This window comes from Pseudomonas sp. 4CAES_32.4 (assembly GCF_058136335.1).
In genome coordinates this window covers 5,613,686-5,635,984 of sequence record NZ_CM176882.1, presented here as the reverse complement: position 1 = coordinate 5,635,984, position 22,299 = coordinate 5,613,686, and the positions used below count along the sequence as shown (strand labels likewise).

The 22,299-nt window shown below is 60.4% G+C and carries 18 protein-coding genes; 13 read left to right on the top strand and 5 right to left on the bottom strand.

The window, feature by feature from the left end:
• Nucleotides 1-71: 71 nt before the first annotated feature.
• The 4 genes from rsmA to AC3Y64_RS25455 are packed head-to-tail and all read right to left on the bottom strand — an operon-like array spanning nucleotide 72 to nucleotide 5,968.
• Nucleotides 72-890 (bottom strand): 16S rRNA (adenine(1518)-N(6)/adenine(1519)-N(6))-dimethyltransferase RsmA, encoded by an 819-nt coding sequence (gene rsmA / locus AC3Y64_RS25470; RefSeq protein ID WP_489985640.1) that lies wholly within the window; start codon nucleotides 888-890, stop codon nucleotides 72-74.
• Entirely contained in the window at nucleotides 887-1,876 is a 990-nt protein-coding gene (gene pdxA / locus AC3Y64_RS25465) for a 4-hydroxythreonine-4-phosphate dehydrogenase PdxA (protein ID WP_489985639.1), read from the bottom strand. Before pdxA ends, rsmA begins: the two co-directional genes overlap by 4 nt.
• Nucleotides 1,873-3,195 (bottom strand): peptidylprolyl isomerase SurA, encoded by a 1,323-nt coding sequence (gene surA / locus AC3Y64_RS25460; RefSeq protein ID WP_489985638.1) that lies wholly within the window; start codon nucleotides 3,193-3,195, stop codon nucleotides 1,873-1,875. Before surA ends, pdxA begins: the two co-directional genes overlap by 4 nt.
• Nucleotides 3,170-5,968: an LPS-assembly protein LptD gene (locus AC3Y64_RS25455; protein WP_489985637.1), complete on the bottom strand. Its 2,799-nt coding sequence runs from the start codon at nucleotides 5,966-5,968 to the stop codon at nucleotides 3,170-3,172. The genes surA and AC3Y64_RS25455 overlap by 26 nt, the downstream gene beginning before the upstream one ends.
• 130 nt (nucleotides 5,969-6,098) lie before the next feature.
• Here AC3Y64_RS25455 and AC3Y64_RS25450 point away from each other — a divergent pair, with 130 nt between their 5' ends.
• From AC3Y64_RS25450 to AC3Y64_RS25440, 3 genes are read left to right on the top strand one after another with little or no spacing between them, the layout of a single operon-like run.
• The gene (locus tag AC3Y64_RS25450; protein ID WP_489985636.1) at nucleotides 6,099-7,118 is read left to right on the top strand and encodes an aminoglycoside phosphotransferase family protein; all 1,020 of its coding nucleotides are present in this window, start codon (nucleotides 6,099-6,101) and stop codon (nucleotides 7,116-7,118) included.
• The gene (gene murU, locus AC3Y64_RS25445; RefSeq protein WP_489985635.1) at nucleotides 7,115-7,786 is read left to right on the top strand and encodes an N-acetylmuramate alpha-1-phosphate uridylyltransferase MurU; all 672 of its coding nucleotides are present in this window, start codon (nucleotides 7,115-7,117) and stop codon (nucleotides 7,784-7,786) included. The genes AC3Y64_RS25450 and murU overlap by 4 nt, the downstream gene beginning before the upstream one ends.
• A 1-nt stretch (nucleotide 7,787) precedes the next feature.
• Nucleotides 7,788-8,555, top strand: a complete 768-nt coding sequence (locus AC3Y64_RS25440) for a DnaJ domain-containing protein (RefSeq protein WP_489985634.1) — start codon at nucleotides 7,788-7,790, stop codon at nucleotides 8,553-8,555.
• A 100-nt stretch (nucleotides 8,556-8,655) separates the two neighbouring features.
• Here the strand turns inward: AC3Y64_RS25440 and AC3Y64_RS25435 are convergent, their stop codons facing one another.
• Nucleotides 8,656-9,645, bottom strand: coding sequence for an alpha/beta hydrolase family protein (locus AC3Y64_RS25435; RefSeq protein WP_489985633.1), 990 nt, complete (start codon nucleotides 9,643-9,645; stop codon nucleotides 8,656-8,658).
• Between the two features lie 73 nt (nucleotides 9,646-9,718).
• Between AC3Y64_RS25435 and AC3Y64_RS25430 the strand changes: the two genes are divergently transcribed.
• The 10 genes from AC3Y64_RS25430 to trpE all read left to right on the top strand — a co-directional run bounded on the left by AC3Y64_RS25430 (nucleotide 9,719) and on the right by trpE (nucleotide 22,178).
• On the top strand, nucleotides 9,719-12,115 hold the full coding sequence (locus tag AC3Y64_RS25430) for a PAS domain-containing sensor histidine kinase (RefSeq protein WP_489985632.1): 2,397 nt from the start codon (nucleotides 9,719-9,721) through the stop codon (nucleotides 12,113-12,115).
• An 85-nt stretch (nucleotides 12,116-12,200) separates the two neighbouring features.
• Nucleotides 12,201-12,830, top strand: a complete 630-nt coding sequence (locus AC3Y64_RS25425; RefSeq protein WP_489985631.1) for a response regulator — start codon at nucleotides 12,201-12,203, stop codon at nucleotides 12,828-12,830.
• A gap of 348 nt (nucleotides 12,831-13,178) precedes the next feature.
• On the top strand, nucleotides 13,179-14,303 hold the full coding sequence (locus AC3Y64_RS25420) for an ABC transporter ATP-binding protein (RefSeq protein WP_134177997.1): 1,125 nt from the start codon (nucleotides 13,179-13,181) through the stop codon (nucleotides 14,301-14,303).
• A gap of 48 nt (nucleotides 14,304-14,351) precedes the next feature.
• A complete protein-coding gene (locus AC3Y64_RS25415) occupies nucleotides 14,352-15,395 on the top strand; it encodes an ABC transporter substrate-binding protein (protein WP_489985630.1) in 1,044 nt (347 codons plus the stop codon).
• Between the two features lie 204 nt (nucleotides 15,396-15,599).
• Entirely contained in the window at nucleotides 15,600-16,847 is a 1,248-nt protein-coding gene (locus AC3Y64_RS25410; RefSeq protein WP_489985629.1) for an ABC transporter permease, read from the top strand.
• Nucleotides 16,848-16,859: 12 nt separating this feature from the next.
• Nucleotides 16,860-17,684, top strand: coding sequence for an ABC transporter permease (locus tag AC3Y64_RS25405; RefSeq protein WP_008084123.1), 825 nt, complete (start codon nucleotides 16,860-16,862; stop codon nucleotides 17,682-17,684).
• A 223-nt stretch (nucleotides 17,685-17,907) separates the two neighbouring features.
• On the top strand, nucleotides 17,908-19,056 hold the full coding sequence (locus AC3Y64_RS25400) for an iron-containing alcohol dehydrogenase (RefSeq protein WP_489985628.1): 1,149 nt from the start codon (nucleotides 17,908-17,910) through the stop codon (nucleotides 19,054-19,056).
• Nucleotides 19,057-19,135: 79 nt separating this feature from the next.
• Complete coding sequence (gene rpe / locus AC3Y64_RS25395) at nucleotides 19,136-19,810, top strand: ribulose-phosphate 3-epimerase (protein ID WP_007918813.1); 675 nt, start codon at nucleotides 19,136-19,138, stop codon at nucleotides 19,808-19,810.
• Nucleotides 19,807-20,625 (top strand): phosphoglycolate phosphatase, encoded by an 819-nt coding sequence (locus AC3Y64_RS25390; protein WP_489985627.1) that lies wholly within the window; start codon nucleotides 19,807-19,809, stop codon nucleotides 20,623-20,625. The genes rpe and AC3Y64_RS25390 overlap by 4 nt, the downstream gene beginning before the upstream one ends.
• A gap of 71 nt (nucleotides 20,626-20,696) precedes the next feature.
• Nucleotides 20,697-22,178 (top strand): anthranilate synthase component I, encoded by a 1,482-nt coding sequence (trpE, locus tag AC3Y64_RS25385; protein WP_489985626.1) that lies wholly within the window; start codon nucleotides 20,697-20,699, stop codon nucleotides 22,176-22,178.
• Nucleotides 22,179-22,299 lie beyond the last annotated feature (121 nt).

The window sequence follows — 22,299 nt, the reverse complement described above, 5'->3', positions numbered from 1 at the left end:
GGGGAATCAGTCTAGGCAAGTATCGGGCAGTAAACCAGAGTGGCGTCCTGCCCGATAGCGTTCATCGTTTGTCAGTCAGCGGCGGGGGAGGCCGGGGCCTGGATGGCGAGCTGGTCGGCCAGGCGCACGAACGCGGCCAGATCCAGTTGCTCCGGACGCAGACTGCCATCGACACCGGCGGCCTCGATCTCGGCATTGCTGAGCAATTGCTTGAGGGTGTTGCGCAGCGTCTTGCGGCGCTGGTTGAACGCTTCGCGCACAACGCGCTCGAGCAACTTGTGATCCTTGGCCGGGTGCGGCAGCACGGCGTGCGGCACCAAGCGGACGATCGCCGAGTCGACTTTCGGCGGCGGGTTGAACGCGCCGGGGCCGACGTTGAACAGGTGCTCTACGCGGCAGTGGTACTGAACCATGATCGACAGACGACCCCAGTCACCACCGCCCGGGCCTGCGGCCAGACGTTCGACCACTTCTTTCTGCAACATGAAGTGCATGTCGCGAATGATGCCGGCGTTGTTCAGCAGGTGAAAAATCAGTGGCGTCGAGATGTTGTACGGCAAGTTACCGACCACACGCAGGCTGTTCGGCGCGGCGTTGAGCGTGTTGAAATCGAACTTCAGTGCATCGCCCTGGTGCAGGTTGAAGTTGCTCTTGCCGGCAAACTGCTGGTTGAGGATCGGGATCAGGTCCTTGTCCAGTTCCACCACGTCGAGCTGCGCGCCGGAATTGAGCAGGCCGGCAGTCAGTGCGCCCTGGCCCGGGCCGATTTCCAAGAGGCGGTCTTCAGACTTGGCGCTGATGGAGCGCAGGATGCGGTCGATAACGCCGGCATCGTGCAGGAAGTTCTGGCCAAAGCGTTTGCGCGCCTTGTGTTGGTATTGCTCGGTCATAAACGGGTCTCGGCCATCTGGTAGGCGGTTTCCAGGGCGACTTGCAGGCTGCCGGTGTCGATCTTGCCGCTGCCGGCCAGATCCAGGGCTGTGCCGTGATCGACCGACGTGCGGATGATCGGCAGGCCCAGCGTCACGTTGACGGCAGCGCCGAAGCCTTTGTATTTAAGTACAGGCAGGCCCTGGTCGTGGTACATCGCCAGCACTGCGTCGCAGTGCTCCAGATATTTGGGGGTAAACAGAGTGTCGGCAGGCAGCGGGCCACGAAGGTCCATGCCCTCACCGCGCAGGCGCTCTAAGGTGGGTTCGATGATGTCGATTTCTTCATGGCCCAGGTGTCCGCCTTCACCCGCGTGCGGGTTGAGCCCGCAGACCAGGATGCGTGGCTGGGCGATGCCGAATTTGTTTTGCAGGTCGCTGTGCAGAATTCGCGTGACCCGCTCCAGCCGCTCTGGCGTGATCGCATCAGCAATATCACGCAGGGGCAGGTGAGTGGTGACCAGTGCGACGCGCAAACCGCGTGTCGCCAGCATCATGACGACTTGGGCGGTTTGGGTCAGGTCAGCCAGGAATTCCGTGTGCCCGGAGAATGCGATGCCTGACTCGTTGATCACGCCCTTGTGCACTGGCGCTGTGATCATCCCGGCGAAGTCGCCGTTCAGGCAGCCGTTGCCGGCGCGGGTCAGGGTTTCGAGGACGAATGCGGCATTGGCCTTGTCCAGTTGCCCGGCAACCACGGGGGCGCTGAGCGGTGTATCCCAGACATACAGGCTATTAGCAGGCGCCGGGGCGTCCGGCCAGTGATTCGGGCCGACATCCAGCAGATCGACGGCCAGCCCCAGCTGCGCGGCCCGCTCTTTGAGCAGATCGCGGCTGGTGATGGCAATCAGGGGATGTGGCTGGGCTTGCGAGGCGAGCAGCAGGCACAGGTCGGGACCGATGCCGGCTGGTTCGCCGGGTGTCAGCGCGAAACGCTGGGGTTTCACTGCGCTGCCTGGTCTGCACCAGGAAGTTTGATCTCTACGTACGCTTCGTCACGGATCTGACGCAGCCAGGTTTGCAGCTCTTCGTCGTATTTGCGGTTACGCAGTACGGTCATGGCTTGCTGCTCGCGGGCTTGTTCGGTGCTGTCGGTGGCACGGCGGCCAAGGACTTCGAGAACGTGCCAGCCGTATTGGGTCTGGAATGGCTTGGACAGCTGACCTTGTGGGGTCTTGGCCATCACTTCGCGGAATTCCGGCACCAGTGCGTTCGGGTCGATCCAGTTCAGGTCGCCGCCGTTGAGGGCGGAACCCGGATCCTCGGAGTAGTTCTTCGCCAGTTCGGCGAAGTCTTCACCGGCCACGATGCGCTCGTACAGCGATTGCACCAGCGCCTGAGTCTTGGCTTCGTCGCGGATCGGGCTTGGCTTGACCAGAATGTGGCGGACATGCACTTCGTCACGCATCTGCGCTTCGCCACCACGTTTTGCCAGCAGCTTCAGAATGATGAAGCCACCCGGCGTGCGTGCAGGTTGAGTGATGTCGCCGACAGCCATGCTGCTCAGCTCGCGGTCGAATGGCGGGGGCAGTTGAGCGGCTTTACGCCAGCCCATGTCGCCGCCTTCCAGGGCGTTGTCGCTGCCGGACTTGGCAACGGCCATTTGACCGAAGTCAGCGCCTTGCTTGAGTTGCTGGTAAACCTCCATGGCCTGACGGGCGGCGCTCTGAATCGCTTCAGAGTTGGCGCTTTCCGGCGTCGGGATCAGGATGTTGGCCAGGTGCAGTTCTTCGGACAGTTGCATCTTGCCCAGGTCGGAGGCGAGGAAGTTTTTCACTTCCTGTTCCGATACCTGAATGCGTTCTGCCACACGGCGCTGACGCACACGGCTGATGATCATTTCACGCTTGATCTGATCACGGGCGTCGTCATAGTTCAGACCGTCACGAGCCAGAGCGCCACGGAACTGCTCAATCGTCATGTTGTTGCGCTGAGCAATGGTGCCGACAGCCTGGTTCAGCTCTTCATCGGTGATGCGGATGCCGGAACGTTCGCCGATCTGCAGTTGCAGGTTCTCGACAATCAGGCGCTCAAGCACCTGCTGATCCAGCACGCCTGGAGGTGGCAAGCCACCCCCACGCTTGGCGATGGTCTGCTGAACTTCGTGGACACGCTGGTCCAGTTGGCTCTGCATGACCACGTCGTTGTCGACAATCGCAACCACTTTATCGATGGACTGTACGGCGGCGTTGGCCGCCGTACCCAGGAACAGCGCGCCCAGCATCAGCGGGCGCAGACAATCAGAAAGCTTGGTCTTCACGTTCACGATAACCTTGAATGCCTTTGTCGAGGAAGCTCTCTACCTTGGCGCCAGTGAGGCCGCCGAGTCCCTTCAGAACAATTTGGAGGAAGACGCCATGGTCGCCTTTTTCGTTTTCCGGGGCGTTCTGACTGTTTTCGTCAAAACTGACCCAGTAACGGTTGATCAGGCGCAGTTTCCAGCAGCAGTTGTCATATTCGAAACCGCCGAAGGCTTCCAGCGTACGGTTGCGGTTGTAGTCGTACTGCCAGCGGCTGATCGCGTTCCACTGCGGAACGATCGGCCAGATGACCGAGAAGTCATGCTGCTGGATCTTGTAGTAGTCCTTCACGTAGCCAGGTTGGCCCGGACTGCCGTAGTCACCACCCCCCACCGACCATCGACCTGTGTTCTGGTCATAACGAACCTGGTCATTGCGATAGCGATAGCCGGCGTTGATGACCTTGTTCGGGTTGTCTTCAGGCTGGTAGTGGAACATCGCACTGCCAGAGCGCGGGCTGCGGCTGTCCGGGTCCCAGTTGTAGTCGGCCGTCGTGCGCCAATCGCGATTCCAGCGGTATTCGTATTCAAGAGCGTACGGCGAAACATTGGCTTGGGAGTCTTGGCGAGTGCTCGCATCGATACCCGGAAGCTGGACCTTGCGGTCCTTGAAATACAGCGCTTGACCGACACTGATTCGTTGCCGTTCGAAACCGTCTTCTTCAATCCAGCGGTTGGTAACACCCAGCGACAACTTATTCTCGTCACCGACGCGGTCGGCACCGGAGAACCGGTTGTCGCGGAACAGCGATGCATAATTGAAGGTGTATTCGCCGGTGTCGAAAACCGGAATGTCCCCTTGATCTTTCTCAGGCACATAGAGGTAGAACAGGCGAGGCTCCAGTGTCTGGCGGTATTCCTTGCCGAACCAGGATGTGTTGCGATCGAAGTACAGACCGCTGTCGATACTGACGATCGGTACGCCGCGATTCTGGCTGCTATCGAACCGCCCGTTGAGCTTTTGATCTGCGGGACTTAACGAAGCAATTTGCGACTTGCCGGTACCATCCAGATCAAGTTGATACTGAGTGTACTGATACTTGACCGACGGCTTCAGGAAGCCGTAGGTCCATTCCAAGGGAAGGCTGACGCTTGGTTTCAAGTTGAGACGGTCGCCATTCGCTCGCCCCAGACCAAATACGTTGTTATCAAGACGACGCTCGACCGTGCCGTCTTCGTTAACAAAGTTGCCATCCTTCAAGTCGCGTTCGAAACGAACGATTTCTGTTTCGTAGTCGAAGTCTAGCCCTTGTGGGTGGTCAGGGAGCTGGCCTTTGAAGGTTATCTGCGGCAGACGATCATACGGCGTGATGTTCGAGACGGTTGCCAACTGATAAGCCTGAGCATTCAATCGCGCCGTATAGCTGTCGCCGCGATAGGTCACCGAGCCCTGTTGATTGACGTAATCCTCGCTCTTCACGCCAATCTGATCAGTCATCAGATCCTGGAAGTAGTAAGGGTCGCTGATCTTGGTGTAGTCAACCTGAGTCAGCACGCGGGAATCGAGACCGCCCTTGTGCTGCCAGTTGTACATGTAACGGGTTTTTTCGTAGTCGGTCTGGCCTTTGCGCTCGTCGTCCTCGTCGTTCAGGTACGCGGCACCAAACTGACCTTCGCTGGATTTGGTCAGGTAGCGGAACTCGCCCTCCATCAACAAGCCGTGCTTGGCCATATAACGCGGGTACAACGTGGCATCGTAATTCGGCGCCAGGTTGAAGTAGTAAGGCGTGACCAGCATGAAGCCGGTATCGCTGCCGGTGCCGATTGTCGGCGGCAGGAAGCCGGACTGACGACGGTCGTCGATCGGGAAGTAGATGTACGGCGTGTACAGGATCGGAATGTCTTTGACCCGCAGTGTCACGTTGGTCGCAGTACCGAAGCCGGTGGCCGGGTTCAAGGTGATGTTGTTGCCCTTGAGCTGCCAGGCGTTGCTGTTCGGTTCGCACGTGGTGTACGTGCCGTCCTTCAAGCGGATGATCGCGTTCTCGGCGCGCTTGGCGTACAGCGCATTGCCGCGGATGCGCGATTTGTGCATCACGTATTCGGCGTTGTCGACCTTGGCTTCACCGGTGTCGAGCTGTACATCAGCGTGGTCGCCGACGATCAGCGCGCCGTTGTCACGGATACGCACGTCGCCATTGAGTTCGGCGCGGCTCTCGGCCTGGTACAGGCTGGCCTCGTCGGACTCGACCTGCATGCTGCCCTGACGCAGGACGACATCACCGGCCAGCGTACCGACTTGATCATCAGTGTTATAGCGCGAAGCTTTTGCGCCGATAAAGGTCGGAGCATCGCTTTTATTCGTCTTGTCATTCATGCCAGGACGAGTCGGCTCGATGTAGGCACCCGAGCAATACGGACCGGTCTCGGCCAGTTGGGCGGCGGTGAGCTTCTCGCGCGGAACCCAGTCGAGGTGACTGAAGTCTTCGCTACGGGATTTCAGACCGCGGCCTTTGGCTTCGGTGACCAGTGCCGTTTTAGGGCCTGTGTCGGCAGCCGAACCGTTCTCGCTCGCTGCCTCGCCGGTGGCGCTGACGGCACTGCCGTCGTGCACTGGGCGTGGCGGCAAAGCTGCAGCGGTTGATTTGGGCGCACAGGCCCAACCACCCGAAGCCGAGACGGAGCAGTCATACTGCTCGGCGGCAACAACGAATTGACTGGCCAGAGGTTGCATAGCCAGCAGACTGCCGGTTACCAACAACGGAAATTTTTTACGAAACGCGGGGGATTTCAATGCCATCTTATTAGTCCGGGCTTCCTGCGTGCCATCTGCCCGCGGTGTGGGCCGCACGCCTCTCGATGGTCTGAAAAAGATGCTGGATAATAAAGCATGACCCGCTTGACGGCTAGCGCCGTCGGAGACCCTTGCAATGCCTGACCAAGATGTACGCTTGCAACACCTGAAAGTTTGGCTCGATGAGCAGTTGGCAATCCTGTTTGCGGATCAGGGCTGGGGCGCCGTGCCCCCGGCCACGTTGACCGCGGCCAGCAGCGACGCGAGTTTCCGCCGTTACTTCCGTTGGGAAGGCGCCGGTCGCAGCTTCGTCGTGATGGACGCACCGCCGCCGCAGGAAAACTGCAAACCGTTCGTGGATATCGCGTTTTTGCTGGCGAAATCCGGAATAAATGTGCCGAAAATTTATGCCGAAGACCTCGAACGCGGCTTTCTTTTGCTCAATGACCTGGGCAACAAGACCTATCTCGACGTGATCGATGGCGAAAATGCAGATGCGTTGTTCAAGGATGCCCTGCAAGCGCTGCTGGCTTTTCAGCAGTTGCCGATGGTTGCACCGTTGCCGAGTTACGACGTCGCATTGCTGCGCCGTGAACTGGAACTGTTCCCCGAGTGGTACGTGAAACACGAACTCGGCGTCGAGTTCGATTCGACTCAGCAACAACAGTGGCAGAAGGTCAGCGATCTGTTGATCGACAGCGCCCTGGCCCAGCCGAAAGTCCTGGTGCACCGCGACTACATGCCCCGCAACCTGATGCTCAGCGAGCCGAATCCTGGCGTGCTGGATTTCCAGGACGCCGTTTATGGCCCGGTGACCTACGACGTGACCTGCCTGTTCAAGGACGCTTTCCTCAGTTGGCCTGAAGAACGCGTGCGTGGCTGGCTGGAAAGGTACTGGCAGCAAGCCTCGGCGCTGAACATTCCGGTGCAGCCGGACTTCGAAGACTTCCTGCGCGCCAGTGACCTGATGGGCGTACAGCGCCACCTGAAAGTCATCGGCATTTTCGCGCGCATCTGCCACCGCGATGGAAAGCCTCGTTACCTGGCCGACGTGCCGCGCTTCTTCTCTTATATAGAAGCGGTGATCGCCCGGCGTCCTGAACTGGCTGAGCTGCAAGCGCTGTTCACCAGCCTGCGGGGTGGAGCAACAGCATGAAGGCAATGATTCTGGCGGCGGGCAAAGGCGAGCGCATGCGCCCGCTGACCCTGACCACTCCAAAACCGCTGGTGCGAGCCGACGGCGTGCCATTGATCGAGTATCACCTGCGCGCCCTCGCGGCAGCCGGCTTTAACGAGATCGTCATCAACCATGCGTGGCTCGGTCAGCAGATCGAAGATTATCTCGGCGATGGCTCGCAGTTCGGCGTAAGCATCGAGTACTCGCCGGAAGGCGAGCCGCTGGAAACCGGCGGCGGAATTTTCCGTGCGCTGCCGCTGCTCGGTGACGATGCGTTTCTGGTGGTCAACGGTGATATCTGGACCGATTACGACTTCAGCGTGCTGCACCAGCCGATTAATGGTTTGGCGCATCTGGTGCTGGCGGATAATCCGGCGCATCACCCGAGCGGCGACTTCTGTCTGTTTGACGGTCAAGTCAGCGACGGCCAAACGGACGCAGCAACCCTGACCTACAGCGGTATCGCCGTGCTCCATCCGCAACTGTTCGACGGTTGTGTGGACGGTGCTTTCAAACTCGCACCGCTATTGCGCAAAGCCATGGCGGACGGTGAAGTCACTGGCGAGCGGTTGAAAGGTCACTGGGTGGATGTCGGCACCCACGAGCGTCTGGCTGAAGCTGAAGCCTTGATAGAAGCGAGTCGCTGACATGTTGTGGCCAGGGACTCTGATTGGAGCCGGAGCGGGTTTTGCAATTGCCAGCATTCCGGGGGCCATGCTTGGGGCATTGTTGGGGCAGGCGCTGGATCGGCGCTTGCATTTGCAGAGCTGGGGGCATTTGCGCGAGAAGCTCGGCGGGCGGCCAATGCTGCGCAACGACGAGTTGTTGTTTGTGCTGCTCGGACGTCTGGCCAAGAGCGACGGTCGGGTTACCGACGGGCATATCCATCAGGCGCGCAACGAGATGCGTGCGCTGGAGATGGGCGAGCCGGCAACGCGTCGGGCGATTGCCGCGTTCAATCGCGGCAAGTCCGGCAGCGATAATCTGCGCGGTTATCTGAAGCGTCTGAGTGCGCAACCGCATGCTGCCGAAGGCGTATTGCGCGCCTGTTGGCGAATGGTCTGGGCCGATGGCCGCGCCGGTGTCAGCGAGCGCGAGCTGTTGGCGCAGTGGGGCAAATGGCTGGGCTGGACGACGCATCAGGTGCAAGCGTTGGCCAGCGATTACGAACCGGGCAAGCGCCCGATCGTCAGTGCGGCGGTGAGTTATCAGGAAGCGATGCGCTTGCTTGGGGTGTCGGCGACCAGTGAACCGGCGCAGATCAAACGGGCGTACCGGCGGCTGTTGAGCCGGCATCACCCGGACAAGATTGCCGGCACCGGCGCGACGGCGGCGCAGGTGCGGGAAGCGACCGAGAAAACCCGGGAGCTGCACAATGCCTACACGTTGGTTCGTGAGCGGCGGGATTTTCGCTGACCGTTGAAGATCAAAAGATCGCAGCCTTCGGCAGCTCCTACCTTGGAATGCGTTTCCTGTAGGAGTTGCCGAAGGCTGCGATCTTTTGCTTTTGCTTTTATCAGTCGGTGCTCTGCGGATTCAACCAGCCGCGCACCCGGCGGAACAGTTGCTCCTGTTCAGCCTTGTTATCCGGCAACGCATGCAGCGCTACCTGGCTGAACGCCGAGGTCTTCAAGCGCTTGCTCGCCTGCATGCGCTCCAGCGCGGCGTGGCGATCCAGCGGTTTGTCCATGTAGAAAATATCCGCAGTCGGCAGCTTCAGTGTCGGCGTCAGTTCAACCAGTGGCGGCTTGGCCTTGGCGGGCACCTGCGCATCGACCATGACAAACTTTTCGATTTGCGCCGTTTGTTTCTCGCTCAGATAGCGTGCGGCCCAATAGGCGCCGGTGCCGTGACCGAGCACGACAATGCTCCGTGCACTCTGTTGTTCGGCATAGCCAATCGCGGCATCGATGCGCGCGAAGATGCGTTCGGCATCGGCCTTGGCTTGTTCTTCGGTGGTCTCGGCAACGACCTGATCGGCCACTTCGGCTTCACCTCCGGCGGCCTGCTCGATCGGTTGTGCGGTGGTGGCATCCTTGCTGCCGGTTTCCGGCGCTTTCGGCGCAGCGGCAGGCTCGATCACTCGCGGTGCGATGGCATCGCTTTGCAGATCAGGCAGGGTGATACTCAGGCTGCTCCACTCGGCGTCCGGCAGTTTGCGCCGCAATGGGCCGATTGCCTGGGGCCAGTCAGCGGTTTCGCCCGCGCCAGGAATGATGATCACCGCGCCCTTGGGTTCGGCGGTGTTGGCTGGTTTCCACAGGGCGAGAAACGTATCGCTGCCCGCCTGCAATTGTTGCTGTTCTTGCGCCGGCACCTTGCGTTCCAGTGCGGCGGCCTCTTCCTGACTACGCTCAAGCAGTGGCTGGCGTTCGACGGGTTTTTCTTCGCCAGGTTTTTCCGCGGCTGCGGCAGGTGCCGGATCGGCGGCTTCGACGGAAAACGCACAAGGCAGGAGCAGCGACAGGCACAATGCTGGCATTGCCAGGCGGTAGACAGAGGGCATCGGTTATTCCAGGCCAGAAAGTATCCCGGCAGCCTAATGGGTTGGTCAGAATTTGTCAGTGTATGAGACTTCAATGAAGCGATTTTGCTGCCTGTGGGTTATCGGCTGTTTGTGGTTTCCCTTGATGGGCTGGGCGGCGCCTGCGCCGCCGATACACGCTGCGCAGTTGTCGGTGAGCCAGCAGCAATGGCTGGCGCAGCACCATGAATTGCGCGTCGGACTGGTGTTGCAGGCGCCGTATGCAACCTACGATCGACGCCTGCAGCGGCTGTCGGGGGCCAACGTCGAGTTGATGAAGTTGCTGGCCAAGGCGCTCAACGTCGAACTGAGCTGGCGCAATTTCCAAGACCTGGCGCAACTGGAAACAGCGCTGCGCGAAGGCGAGATCGACATCGCTCCGGGTTTGAGCCAGACCCCGAGCGCGTTGCGGCTGTGGCAGTTTTCCGATCCGTACATGCGCGTGCCACAACTGATTGTCAGCGATCAGAAGGCCGGCGCTGTAGTCGATCTGGAAAAACTCGACAGCCAGACCCGCGTGGCGGTGCGCATGCCGAGCACAACGGCCGATTATCTGCGTGGCAACTATCCGCATCTGAACCTGCAAGGCGTGCCGCTGGAGCGTCAGGCGCTGCAATTACTGTTGAGCCAGCAGGCGGCATACGCGGTGGTCGATGAGGCGCAACTCGGGCGCCTGTCCGCAGAACCGGAGTTCGCCGAATTGGTGGTGGTCGGTGATATCGGTCTGCCGCAGTTGTTGCGGGTCGCCTCGCGCCGCGACTGGCCGGAACTGGCCGGCATCGTCCAGAGTGCTTTGCGCGCAATCCCGGCCAAGGATCTGGAGCAACTGCACAATCAATGGCTGCAACCGAAATACCCGCGACTCTCAGAGTCGCCGGGGTTCTGGCAGAACCTCAGCCTGTTGTTCGCGGTGATGCTGCTCAGTTGCGTGGCGATTGTGTTCTGGCAGCGGCGTCAGCAGCACAGCCTTGAACAACGCTTGCTCGCCGCGCGGGAAGACATCGCCTTGCGCGCCGCCAGCGAAGAGGCTTTGCGGCTGACACAGTTTTCTATCGATCAAAGCACTGTCGGCATCCTCTGGGTCAATTGGGACAGCCATGTGCGTTACGCCAACCGTGCGGCCGAAGTCATGCTCGGTTATCCCTCGGGCGGGTTGATCGAGCGACCGCTGATCGATTTCGAGCCGGGTCTGCACATGGATCGCTGGCTCAATTTGTGGAAGCGCGCACGGGCCAGTGAAGAGGGGCCGCTGAGTTTCGAGACCAGTTGCGTGCGCGCCGATGGCAGTGTTTTGCCGGCGGATGTGTCGCTGAGTTTCCTGCGCTTTCGCGACAGCGAATACCTGGTGGTTTACCTCACCGACGTCACCGAACGCCGTCGGGCATTGGCGGCGTTGCAGGAAAGCGAGGCGCGTCTGCAAGGCATCGCCGCCAACGTGCCGGGGTTGGTATTTCGTCTGGAACGGGCGCCAGTCACTGGGCAAATCGACTTTGCCTACATCAGCGAGGGCAGCGAAAGCCTGGTCGGATACGCCCCGGCGGCTATTGCCCATCGCGACATGGGCCTGCGCAGTCTGGTGCACCCGGACGACAAGGCCAGTTACCACCGCACTCAGGATCAGGCGCTGGACACCGACAGCGACTGGTCGTGGCAGGGGCGAATCCTCACCCGTCAGGGCGAGCAGCGCTGGGCCGAGATCAAGGCGATCACCCGGCAACTCGAGGATGGCGCTTACGTCTGGGACGGCATTGTCTGGGACATCACCGAGAGCAAACGCATCGAGCTCGAACTGGCCGACTCTCGCGAACAACTGCGCGAACTGTCAGCGCACTTGGAGAGCGTGCGCGAAGAAGAGAAGGCGCGCATCGCTCGCGAGGTTCACGATGAACTGGGGCAGATGCTCACCGTGCTGAAACTGGAGACATCAATGTGCGAATTGGCCTACGCGCAACTCGACCCCGGTCTGAACGAACGGCTGAACAGCATGAAGCGCCTGATCGCCCAGTTGTTCCAGTTGGTGCGCGATGTGGCGACGGCGCTGCGGCCACCGATTCTCGATGCCGGGATTGCTTCGGCCATCGAGTGGCAGGCGCGGCGGTTTGAAGCGCGCACACAGATTCCGTGTCTGGTGCAGGTGCCGGACAATCTGCCAGTGCTCAGTGATGCCAAGGCGATTGGCCTGTTCCGGATTTTGCAGGAGGCGCTGACCAACGTGATGCGCCATGCCCAGGCGCATACTGTGGAACTGACGCTGGAGCTTGCCGGCGACGAATTGTGTCTGACGGTCAGTGATGATGGCGTAGGATTTGTCGCCGCTACCGGTCGGCCAACGTCGTTTGGCTTGGTCGGCATGCGCGAGCGGGTGTTGATCATGGGCGGGCGGCTGGTGCTGGAGAGTGAGCCGGGGGAGGGCACCAGTCTGGTGGTGCGGGTGCCGGTGAGTGAGGTCTGAAAGTCTGTGGTGTTTGAGCTGACGCTATCGCGAGCAGGCTCACTCCTACAGGGATTAGTGTTTGCCTGAAGTCTGGAGAAAAAATTTGATCCGTGTACTGGTAGCCGAAGACCACACCATCGTCCGCGAAGGCATCAAGCAATTGATTGGCCTGGCCAAGGATCTGCAAGTGGTGGGCGAGGCGAGCAATGGCGAACAACTGCTCGAAACCCTGCGCCATGTACCGTGCGAAGTGGTGCTACTCGATATTTCCATGCCCGGGGTCAACGGCCTCGAAGCGATCCCTCGCATCCGTGCATTGAACAATCCACCAGCGATTCTGGTGCTGTCGATGCACGATGAAGCGCAGATGGCTGCGCGAGCGCTGAAGATTGGCGCCGCCGGTTACGCGACCAAGGACAGCGATCCGGCACTCTTGCTCACAGCGATCCGCAAAGTCGCGGCGGGCGGGCGCTACATCGATCCGGATCTGGCCGACCGCATGGTCTTCGAAGTCGGCCTGACCGATGCCCGGCCATTGCATTCGCTGCTGTCCGAACGCGAATTCTCGGTGTTCGAGCGCCTGGCCCAAGGCGCCAACGTCAATGACATCGCTCAGCAACTGGCGCTGAGCAGCAAAACTATCAGCACCCACAAGGCGCGGCTGATGCAAAAGCTCAACATCACCTCGCTGGCCGAACTGGTCAAATACGCGATGGAACACAAACTCCTCTAAACACACCACAAAAACCTGTGGGAGCTGGCTTGCCAGCGATAAGGGCATGTCAGTCATATCGATGTCGGCTGACTCACCGCTATCGCTGGCAAGCCAGCTCCCACAGGGTTCTCTATGTAGCCTGAGAATGCAGGCATATCCATTAGCGACAGGCGCTTTTGCTTGTTCTTGCGGCTCGCAGCTTGTCACTCGCCACTGCCTTATCCATTAACGCCATCCTTGTAGGGCAATCCCTACCCCCAACCTTCCATCCGGCTGAGGCGATTCTCTCCTGCGCCCCGATTTGCGCGCCTGTCAGCAACCACTAGGCTTAATCCACAAGCAGTCATCAACAACAAAGGTGTGGGTATGAGCCAGGTCGATACAAACGCAGGGGCCAGTGATGTGCTGGTCAGCTTTCGTGGAGTGCAGAAGAGCTACGACGGCGAGAACCTGATCGTCAAAGACCTCAACCTGGACATTCGCAAAGGCGAATTCCTTACCCTGCTCGGGCCGTCCGGTTCCGGCAAGACCACCAGCCTGATGATGCTCGCCGGTTTCGAAACGCCGACCGCTGGCGAAATTCTGCTGGCCGGGCGCTCGATCAATAACGTGCCGCCGCACAAGCGTGACATCGGCATGGTGTTCCAGAACTACGCGCTGTTCCCGCACATGACCGTGGCCGAAAACCTCGCGTTCCCGCTGACCGTGCGTGGCCTGAACAAAAGCGATGTCAGCGACCGCGTGAAGAAAGTCCTCAGCATGGTCCAGCTCGACGCATTCGCCTCGCGCTACCCGGCGCAGTTGTCCGGCGGTCAGCAGCAACGGGTGGCATTGGCTCGCGCGCTGGTGTTCGAACCGCAACTGGTTTTGATGGACGAACCCCTCGGCGCCCTCGACAAACAATTGCGTGAACACATGCAGATGGAAATCAAACACCTGCACCAGCGCCTCGGTGTGACCGTGGTCTACGTGACCCATGATCAGGGTGAAGCGCTGACCATGTCTGACCGCGTCGCGGTATTCCATCAAGGCGAAATCCAGCAGATCGCCCCGCCGCGCACGCTTTACGAAGAACCGAAAAACACCTTCGTGGCCAACTTCATCGGCGAGAACAACCGCCTCAACGGCCGCCTGCTCAGCCAGAGCGGCGAGCGCTGCGTGGTCGAGTTGGGCCGTGGCGAAAAGGTCGAGGCGCTGGCGGTCAATGTCGGCCAGACCGGCGAACCGGTGACTTTGTCGATCCGTCCGGAGCGCGTCAGCCTCAACGGTTCGAGCGATCAATGCGTCAACCGCTTCTCAGGGAGGGTGGCGGAATTCATCTATCTGGGCGACCACGTCCGGGTGCGCCTGGAAGTCTGTGGCAAAACCGACTTCTTCGTGAAACAACCGATTGCCGAGCTCGATCCTGCGCTCGCCGTCGGTGACGTGGTTCCGCTTGGCTGGCAGGTCGAGCACGTACGTGCTCTCGACCCACTTCTAGAGGCGCATTAATCGCCCCGGCAATACCAACACCAACCCTGCACGTGGAGAGAACAATAAATGTTGAGATCCCTGAAGTTCACCGCCCTGACCCTGGGCCTGATGGGTGCGGCAAGCGCAATGGCCGCTGGCCCGGATTTGACCGTGGTGTCGTTTGGCGGGGCGAACAAGGCGGCGCAAGTCAAAGCCTTCTACGCACCGTGGGAAGCGGCGGGCAACGGCAAGATCGTCGCTGGCGAATACAACGGCGAAATGGCCAAAGTCAAAGCCATGGTCGACACCAAGAGCGTGTCGTGGGATTTGGTGGAAGTTGAATCGCCAGAACTGTCCCGTGGTTGCGACGAAGACATGTTCGAGCAACTCGACCCGGCGCTGTTCGGCAAATCCGAAGACTACGTCAAAGGCGCGATTCAGCCATGCGGCGTGGGCTTCTTCGTTTGGTCGACCGTACTGGCTTACAACGCCGACAAGCTGAAAACCGCGCCAACCAGTTGGGCGGATTTCTGGGACACCAAGAAATTCCCGGGCAAACGTGGCCTGCGCAAAGGCGCCAAGTACACCCTCGAATTCGCTTTGATGGCCGATGGTGTGGCGCCGAAAGACGTCTACAAGGAACTGGCGAGCAAGGGTGGTCAGGATCGCGCATTCAAGAAGCTCGACGAGCTGAAGCCGAACATCCAATGGTGGGAAGCCGGCGCACAACCGCCGCAGTATCTCGCCTCCGGTGACGTGGTGATGAGCTCGGCCTACAACGGTCGCATCGCGGCGGTGCAGAAAGAATCCAACCTGAAAGTGGTGTGGAACGGCGGCATTTACGACTTCGACGCGTGGGCGATCCCTAAAGGTCTCGACGCCAAGCGTGCGGAAGCGGCGAAGAAATTCATCGCCTACTCCGTACAGCCGCAGCAGCAGAAGACCTACTCGGAAAACATCGCCTACGGCCCGGCCAACACCCAAGCCGTACCGCTGCTGGCCAAGGATGTCCTGAAAGACATGCCGACCACCCCGGAAAACATCGCCAACCAGGTGCAGATCGACGTCAGCTTCTGGGCTGACAACGGTGAGCAACTGGAGCAGCGCTTCAACTCCTGGGCGGCGAAGTAACCCGAGCATACGGGCCGACGGCTTTCCGGATGATCGTTCCCACGCTCTGCGTGGGAATGCCGCCCGGGACGCTCCGCGTCCCTGTGTGACGCAGAGCGTCACTGGATTCATTCCCACGCGGAGCGTGGGAACGATCATGTGTAGCTATCAATAACAGAGGTGGTTCGCCACCTCTGTAACGATCAAAGATTTGCGGAGTACGTCATGGCCATCGCCGTTCCCCTGAACGAGGGCAACAGCCCCACCTTGAAGCAGAAGCTCAAGCGCGCCGAGCGGGTCAACCGCTGGAAGGCTCAAGCGCTGATTGCGCCGTTGGTGCTGTTTCTGTTGCTGGTGTTTCTGGTGCCGATCGTGGCGCTGCTCTACAAAAGTGTTGGCAACCCCGAAGTGGTCGGCGGCATGCCGCGCACCGTGGCGGCCATCGCCAGTTGGGACGGCCGTGGCCTGCCCGCTGAACCTGTCTACAAAGCCGCTGGCGAAGACCTCGCCGAAGCACGCAAAAACCAGACGCTGGGCGATCTGTCCAAGCGCTTGAACATGGAGTTGGCCGGCTATCGCAGCCTGCTGACCAAAACCGCCCGGGCGCTGCCTTTCGCCAGCGAACCGGCCTCTTATAAAGAAGCCCTCGAAGGCCTCGATGAGCGCTGGGGCGACCCGGCCTACTGGCAAGCGGTCAAACGCAACACCAGCAGCATCACCCCGTATTACTTGCTGGCGGCGGTCGATCACCGTATCGACGACCTCGGCGAAATCGCCCCGGCCACCCCGGATCAGGCGATCTACCTCGACATCTTCGCTCGCACCTTCTGGATGGGCCTGGTCATCACCGTGATCTGCCTGGTGCTCGCCTATCCATTGGCTTACCTGCTGGCGAACCTGCCATCGCGGCAAAGCAACCTGCTGATGATCCTGGTGCTGCTGCCGTTCTGGACCTCGATTCTGGTGCGCGTCGCCGCGTGGATCGTGCTGCTGCAATCGGGCGGTCTGATCAACAGTGGCCTGATGGCCATGGGCATCATCGATAAGCCGCTGGAACTGGTGTTCAACCGCACCGGCGTGTACATCTCGATGGTGCACATTCTGCTGCCGTTCATGATCCTGCCGATCTACAGCGTGATGAAAGGCATCTCGCCGACCTACATGCGTGCGGCGATTTCCCTCGGCTGCCACCCGTTCGCCAGTTTCTGGCGGGTGTACTTCCCGCAGACCTACGCCGGTGTCGGCGCCGGTTGTCTGCTGGTGTTGATCCTCGCCATCGGCTACTACATCACCCCGGCGCTGCTCGGCAGCCCGAACGATCAAATGGTCAGCTACTTCGTCGCCTTCTACACCAACACCAGCATCAACTGGGGCATGGCCACCGCACTGGGCGGGCTGTTGTTGCTGGCGACCGTGGTGCTTTATCTGATTTACAGCTGGCTGGTCGGCGCCAGTCGCCTGCGCCTGAGCTAAGGGGAATTCGAGATGCTGAGTCCTTACATGTCGCCCATCGAACGGGTGTGGTTCTACAGCCTGCGGATTCTCTGCGGCCTGATTCTGTTGTTCCTGATTCTGCCGGTGCTGGTGATCATTCCGTTGTCGTTCAACTCGGGGAGTTTTCTGGTCTATCCGCTGCAGGGCTTTTCGCTGCAGTGGTATCACGACTTCTTCGCCTCGGCGGAATGGATGCGCGCGCTGAAGAACAGCATCATCGTTGCTCCGGCGGCGACGGTGCTGGCGATGATCTTCGGTACGCTGGCGGCGATTGGCCTGACTCGCGGGGACTTTCCCGGCAAAGCGCTGGTGATGGCGCTGGTGATTTCACCGATGGTGGTGCCGGTGGTGATCATTGGTGTGGCGAGCTATCTGTTTTTTGCGCCGTTGGGGTTGGGTAACAGCTTCTTCTCGCTGATCGTGGTGCACGCGGTGCTGGGTGTGCCGTTTGTGATCATCACCGTGTCGGCGACGTTGCAGGGGTTCAATCACAATCTGGTGCGGGCGGCGGCGAGTCTCGGTGCATCGCCGTTGACCGCGTTCCGTCGGGTGACCTTGCCGCTGATTGCGCCGGGGGTAATTTCCGGGGCGCTGTTCGCCTTTGCGACATCGTTTGATGAGGTGGTGGTGACGTTGTTTCTTGCGGGGCCTGAGCAGGCGACATTGCCTCGGCAGATGTTCAGCGGAATTCGCGAAAACCTCAGCCCGACCATTGCCGCTGCCGCGACGTTGCTGATCGCGTTCTCCGTAATCCTGCTGCTGACGCTGGAATGGCTACGCGGCCGCAGCGAAAAACTGCGCACCGCCCAGGTCTGACGCTGATCGTTCCCACGCTCTGCGTGGGAATGCCTCTCGGGACGCTCCGCGTTCCAGCTCGCGAATGGAACGCAGAGCGTCCCCGGCGGTATTCCCACGCAGAGCGTGGGAACAATCAGTGACAGGGGCTAGTCGTTGGTTATTCATGGAGTGAATAGCAGACAACCCCAAATCCCCAGCTAATCTTGTGCCCAGCTCCCACATCTATAAGAGGCTGCGCACGATGAGTCTGTCCCAGTTCAAAATCGCTCACAAACTGATCACCGGCGCCGCTGCAATCGAGCAACTGGCCGCCGAACTCACGCGCCTAGACATCGACAATCCCCTGATCGTCACCGACGCCGCGCTGGTCAAATCCGGCACGGTCGAGCTGGCGCTGATGCAGCTCGGCGGGCGCGACTACGAGATTTTCGACCGCGTGCTGCCCGACCCGGAAATCGCCATCGTCGAAGACTGCATGCGTGTTTACCGTGAGGGCGGGCATGACGGCTTGATCGGCCTCGGCGGCGGCAGTGCCATCGACATCGCCAAAAGTGTTGCCGCCTATGCCGGCTACCACGGCGCGCTGGAAGATCTGTTCGGCGTCGACCAGGTGCCGCGCAAAGGCCCGCCGCTGATCGCCATCCCGACCACCGCTGGCACCGGCTCCGAAGTGACCAATGTGGCGATTCTCTCGGACAAAGTCGCGCAACTGAAGAAGGGCATTGTCAGCGACTATCTATTGCCCGACGTGGCGCTGGTCAGTCCGCAGATGACCCTGACCTGTCCGCGCAGCGTGACCGCTGCCAGTGGTGTCGATGCGTTGGTACACGCCATCGAATCCTATCTGTCGGTGAATGCCTCGCCGATCACTGACTCACTGGCGATCGGCGCGATCAAGTTGATCGCCAAAGCCCTGCCCAAGGCCTACGCCAACGGCGCCAATCTGCAAGCCCGCGAAGACATGGCCACCGCCAGCCTGATGGCCGGCATGGCGTTCGGTAATGCCGGGGTCGGCGCGGTGCATGCGCTGGCGTATCCGCTGGGCGGGCGTTTCAACATCGCCCATGGCGTGAGCAATGCCTTGCTGCTGCCGTATGTCATGACCTGGAACAAGATGGCCTGCGTCGAACGGATGCAGGATATTGCCGAAGCCATGGGCGTGAAGACCGCTCACCTGAGCGCCGCCGAAGCCGCCGACAAAGCCGTGCAGGCGATGACCGATTTGTGCGCAGCGGTAGAAATTCCTGCCGGGCTGCGCAGTTTCGGTGTGCCGGAAGAAGCGATCCCTGCCATGGCCGCAGAAGCTGCGGGGATCGAGCGCTTGATGCGCAACAATCCGCGCAAACTCAGCGCCGTCGATATCGAGAAGATTTACCGAGCGGCGTACTGATCATCGCGGTCACGGTGCGCGCGGCAATGCATGAGGCTACAATGCGCGCCATCGTGATTTAGCTCAGAAAAGGTGCGTCATGCAGCCCTTCGTAATTGCTCCGTCGATTCTCTCCGCCGACTTCGCCCGCCTCGGCGAGGAAGTGGACAACGTTCTCGCCGCTGGCGCCGACTTCGTTCACTTCGACGTCATGGACAACCACTACGTGCCTAACCTGACCATCGGCCCGATGGTCTGCGCGGCGTTGCGCAAGTACGGCGTTACCGCGCCGATCGACGCGCACCTGATGGTCAGCCCGGTGGATCGCATTGTCGGCGACTTCATCGAAGCCGGCGCGACCTACATCACTTTCCACCCGGAAGCCACGCTGCACGTTGATCGTTCGCTGCAACTGATTCGTGAAGGCGGCTGCAAATCCGGTCTGGTGTTCAACCCGGCGACCCCCCTGGACGTGCTCAAGTACGTGATCGACAAGGTCGACATGGTCTTGCTGATGAGCGTCAATCCAGGCTTCGGCGGGCAGAAATTCATTCCTGGCACCCTCGACAAGCTGCGCGAAGCGCGGGCGATCATCGATGCTTCGGGCCGTGATATCCGTCTGGAAATCGACGGCGGCGTCAACGTCAACAACATCCGCGAAATCGCCGCGGCTGGCGCTGACACCTTTGTCGCCGGCTCGGCAATCTTCAACGCGCCGAACTACCAGGAAGTCATCGACAAGATGCGTTCCGAACTGGCGCTGGCTCGCCCATGAGCGGATTTGAGCAGCTGTTCCCGGGAAAACTGCCTCGGCTGGTGATGTTCGATCTGGATGGCACGCTGATCGACTCGGTTCCAGACCTGGCAGCGGCGGTGGACACCATGCTGCTCTCCCTCGGCCGCCAGCCTGCGGGCATCGAAGCGGTGCGCGAATGGGTCGGCAACGGCGCGCCAGTGCTGGTGCGCCGCGCTCTGGCTGGTGGCATCGATCATTCGGCGGTGGATGACGTCGAGGCCGAGCATGCGCTGGAAGTGTTCATGGAGGCTTACGGCGCCAGCCATGAGCTGACCGTGGTCTATCCCGGCGTGCGCGACACCCTCAAGTGGCTGCACAAGCAAGGCGTGGCCATGGCGCTGATCACCAACAAGCCGGAGCGTTTCGTCGCGCCGTTGCTGGATCAGATGAAGATCGGCCGCTACTTCAAGTGGATTATCGGCGGCGATACCTTGCCGCAGAAGAAGCCTGACCCGGCGGCGCTGTTCTTCGTGATGAAAATGGCCAACATCCCGGCCTCGCAATCGTTGTTCGTCGGCGATTCACGCAGCGACGTGCTGGCGGCGAAAGCGGCGGGGGTCAAATGCGTGGCGCTGAGTTACGGCTACAACCATGGCCGACCGATTGCCGAAGAATCGCCGGCACTGGTGATCGACGATCTGCGCAAGCTAATTCCCGGTTGCCTCGTTACGGCCGCTGAGATAACGTTGCCCGACGCTTCTCAATCCCCTTCTGGAAACGCCATCGTGGTGGTCACTCGCAAACTCTGGATGAAAGTCATCAAGGCCCTGGCCCGCTGGCGTTGGCGCGCCTGACTTGTTCCTGGCCGGCCTGCCGGCGCGTTTGCATACCTGACTGATTTGCCCCTCACACCACGAGGCACCTTATGATCCGCGAAGAATTCCTGCGCTTGGCCGCTGACGGCTACAACCGCATCCCGTTGGCCTGCGAAACCCTGGCCGACTTTGACACGCCGCTGTCGATCTACCTGAAACTGGCCGACCAGCCCAACTCCTACCTGCTCGAATCGGTGCAGGGCGGCGAGAAGTGGGGCCGTTATTCGATCATCGGTCTGCCATGCCGCACAGTCATGCGCGTCCACGACCACCACGTCAGCATCACCGTTGACGGCGTTGAAACCGAAAGCCACGATGTTGAAGACCCGTTGGCCTTCGTCGAAACCTTCAAGGCGCGCTACAACGTGCCGACCATTGCTGGTCTTCCGCGCTTCAACGGTGGGCTGGTCGGTTACTTCGGTTACGACTGCGTGCGGTATGTCGAGAAGCGTCTAGGCAAGTGCCCGAACCCGGATCCGCTGGGCGTGCCGGACATCCTGCTGATGGTTTCCGACGCTGTTGTGGTGTTCGATAACCTCGCTGGCAAGATGCACGCGATCGCATTGGCCGACCCTGCGCAGGAAGATGCCTTCGAACAAGGTCAGGCACGTTTGCAGGAATTGCTCGAGCAACTGCGTCAGCCGATCACCCCGCGCCGAGGCCTGGACTTCAGCAAACAGCAATCGGCTGATCCGGTGTTCCGTTCGAGTTTCACTCAGGACGATTACGAAAAAGCCGTCGACACCATCAAGGAATACATCCTCGCCGGTGACTGCATGCAGGTCGTGCCGTCGCAGCGCATGTCGATCGACTTCAAGGCTGCACCGATCGATCTGTACCGCGCCCTGCGTTGCTTCAACCCGACGCCGTACATGTACTTCTTCAACTTCGGCGATTTCCACGTCGTCGGCAGTTCGCCGGAAGTGCTGGTGCGCGTCGAAGACAACCTGATCACCGTGCGCCCGATCGCCGGCACGCGCCCACGTGGCGCGACCGAAGAAGCCGATGTGGCGCTGGAAGAAGACTTGCTGTCGGACGACAAAGAGATCGCCGAGCACTTGATGCTGATCGATCTGGGTCGTAACGATACCGGTCGCGTTTCGGAAATCGGTTCGGTGAAGCTCACCGAGAAAATGGTCATCGAGCGTTATTCCAACGTGATGCACATCGTTTCCAACGTTACCGGCCAGTTGAAACAGGGGCTGACGGCGATGGACGCGTTGCGGGCGATTCTGCCGGCGGGCACGTTGTCAGGCGCACCGAAGATTCGCGCGATGGAAATCATCGACGAACTGGAACCGGTCAAGCGTGGTGTGTATGGCGGCGCGGTCGGTTACTTCGCCTGGAACGGCAACATGGACACCGCGATTGCCATTCGCACCGCAGTGATCAAGAACGGCGAACTGCACGTGCAGGCCGGTGGCGGCATCGTCGCCGACTCGGTGCCGGCGCTGGAATGGGAAGAAACCCTGAATAAACGCCGCGCGATGTTCCGCGCCGTCGCCCTGGCCGAGCAAACCCCGGAAGCCTGAGTCCACACAAAACCTTTGTAGGAGTGAGCCTGCTCGCGATAGCGGTGGGTCAGTCAACAAATCTGTTGAATGTTAATCCGCAATCGCGAGCAGGCTCACTCCTACATTTGATCTGTGTTCA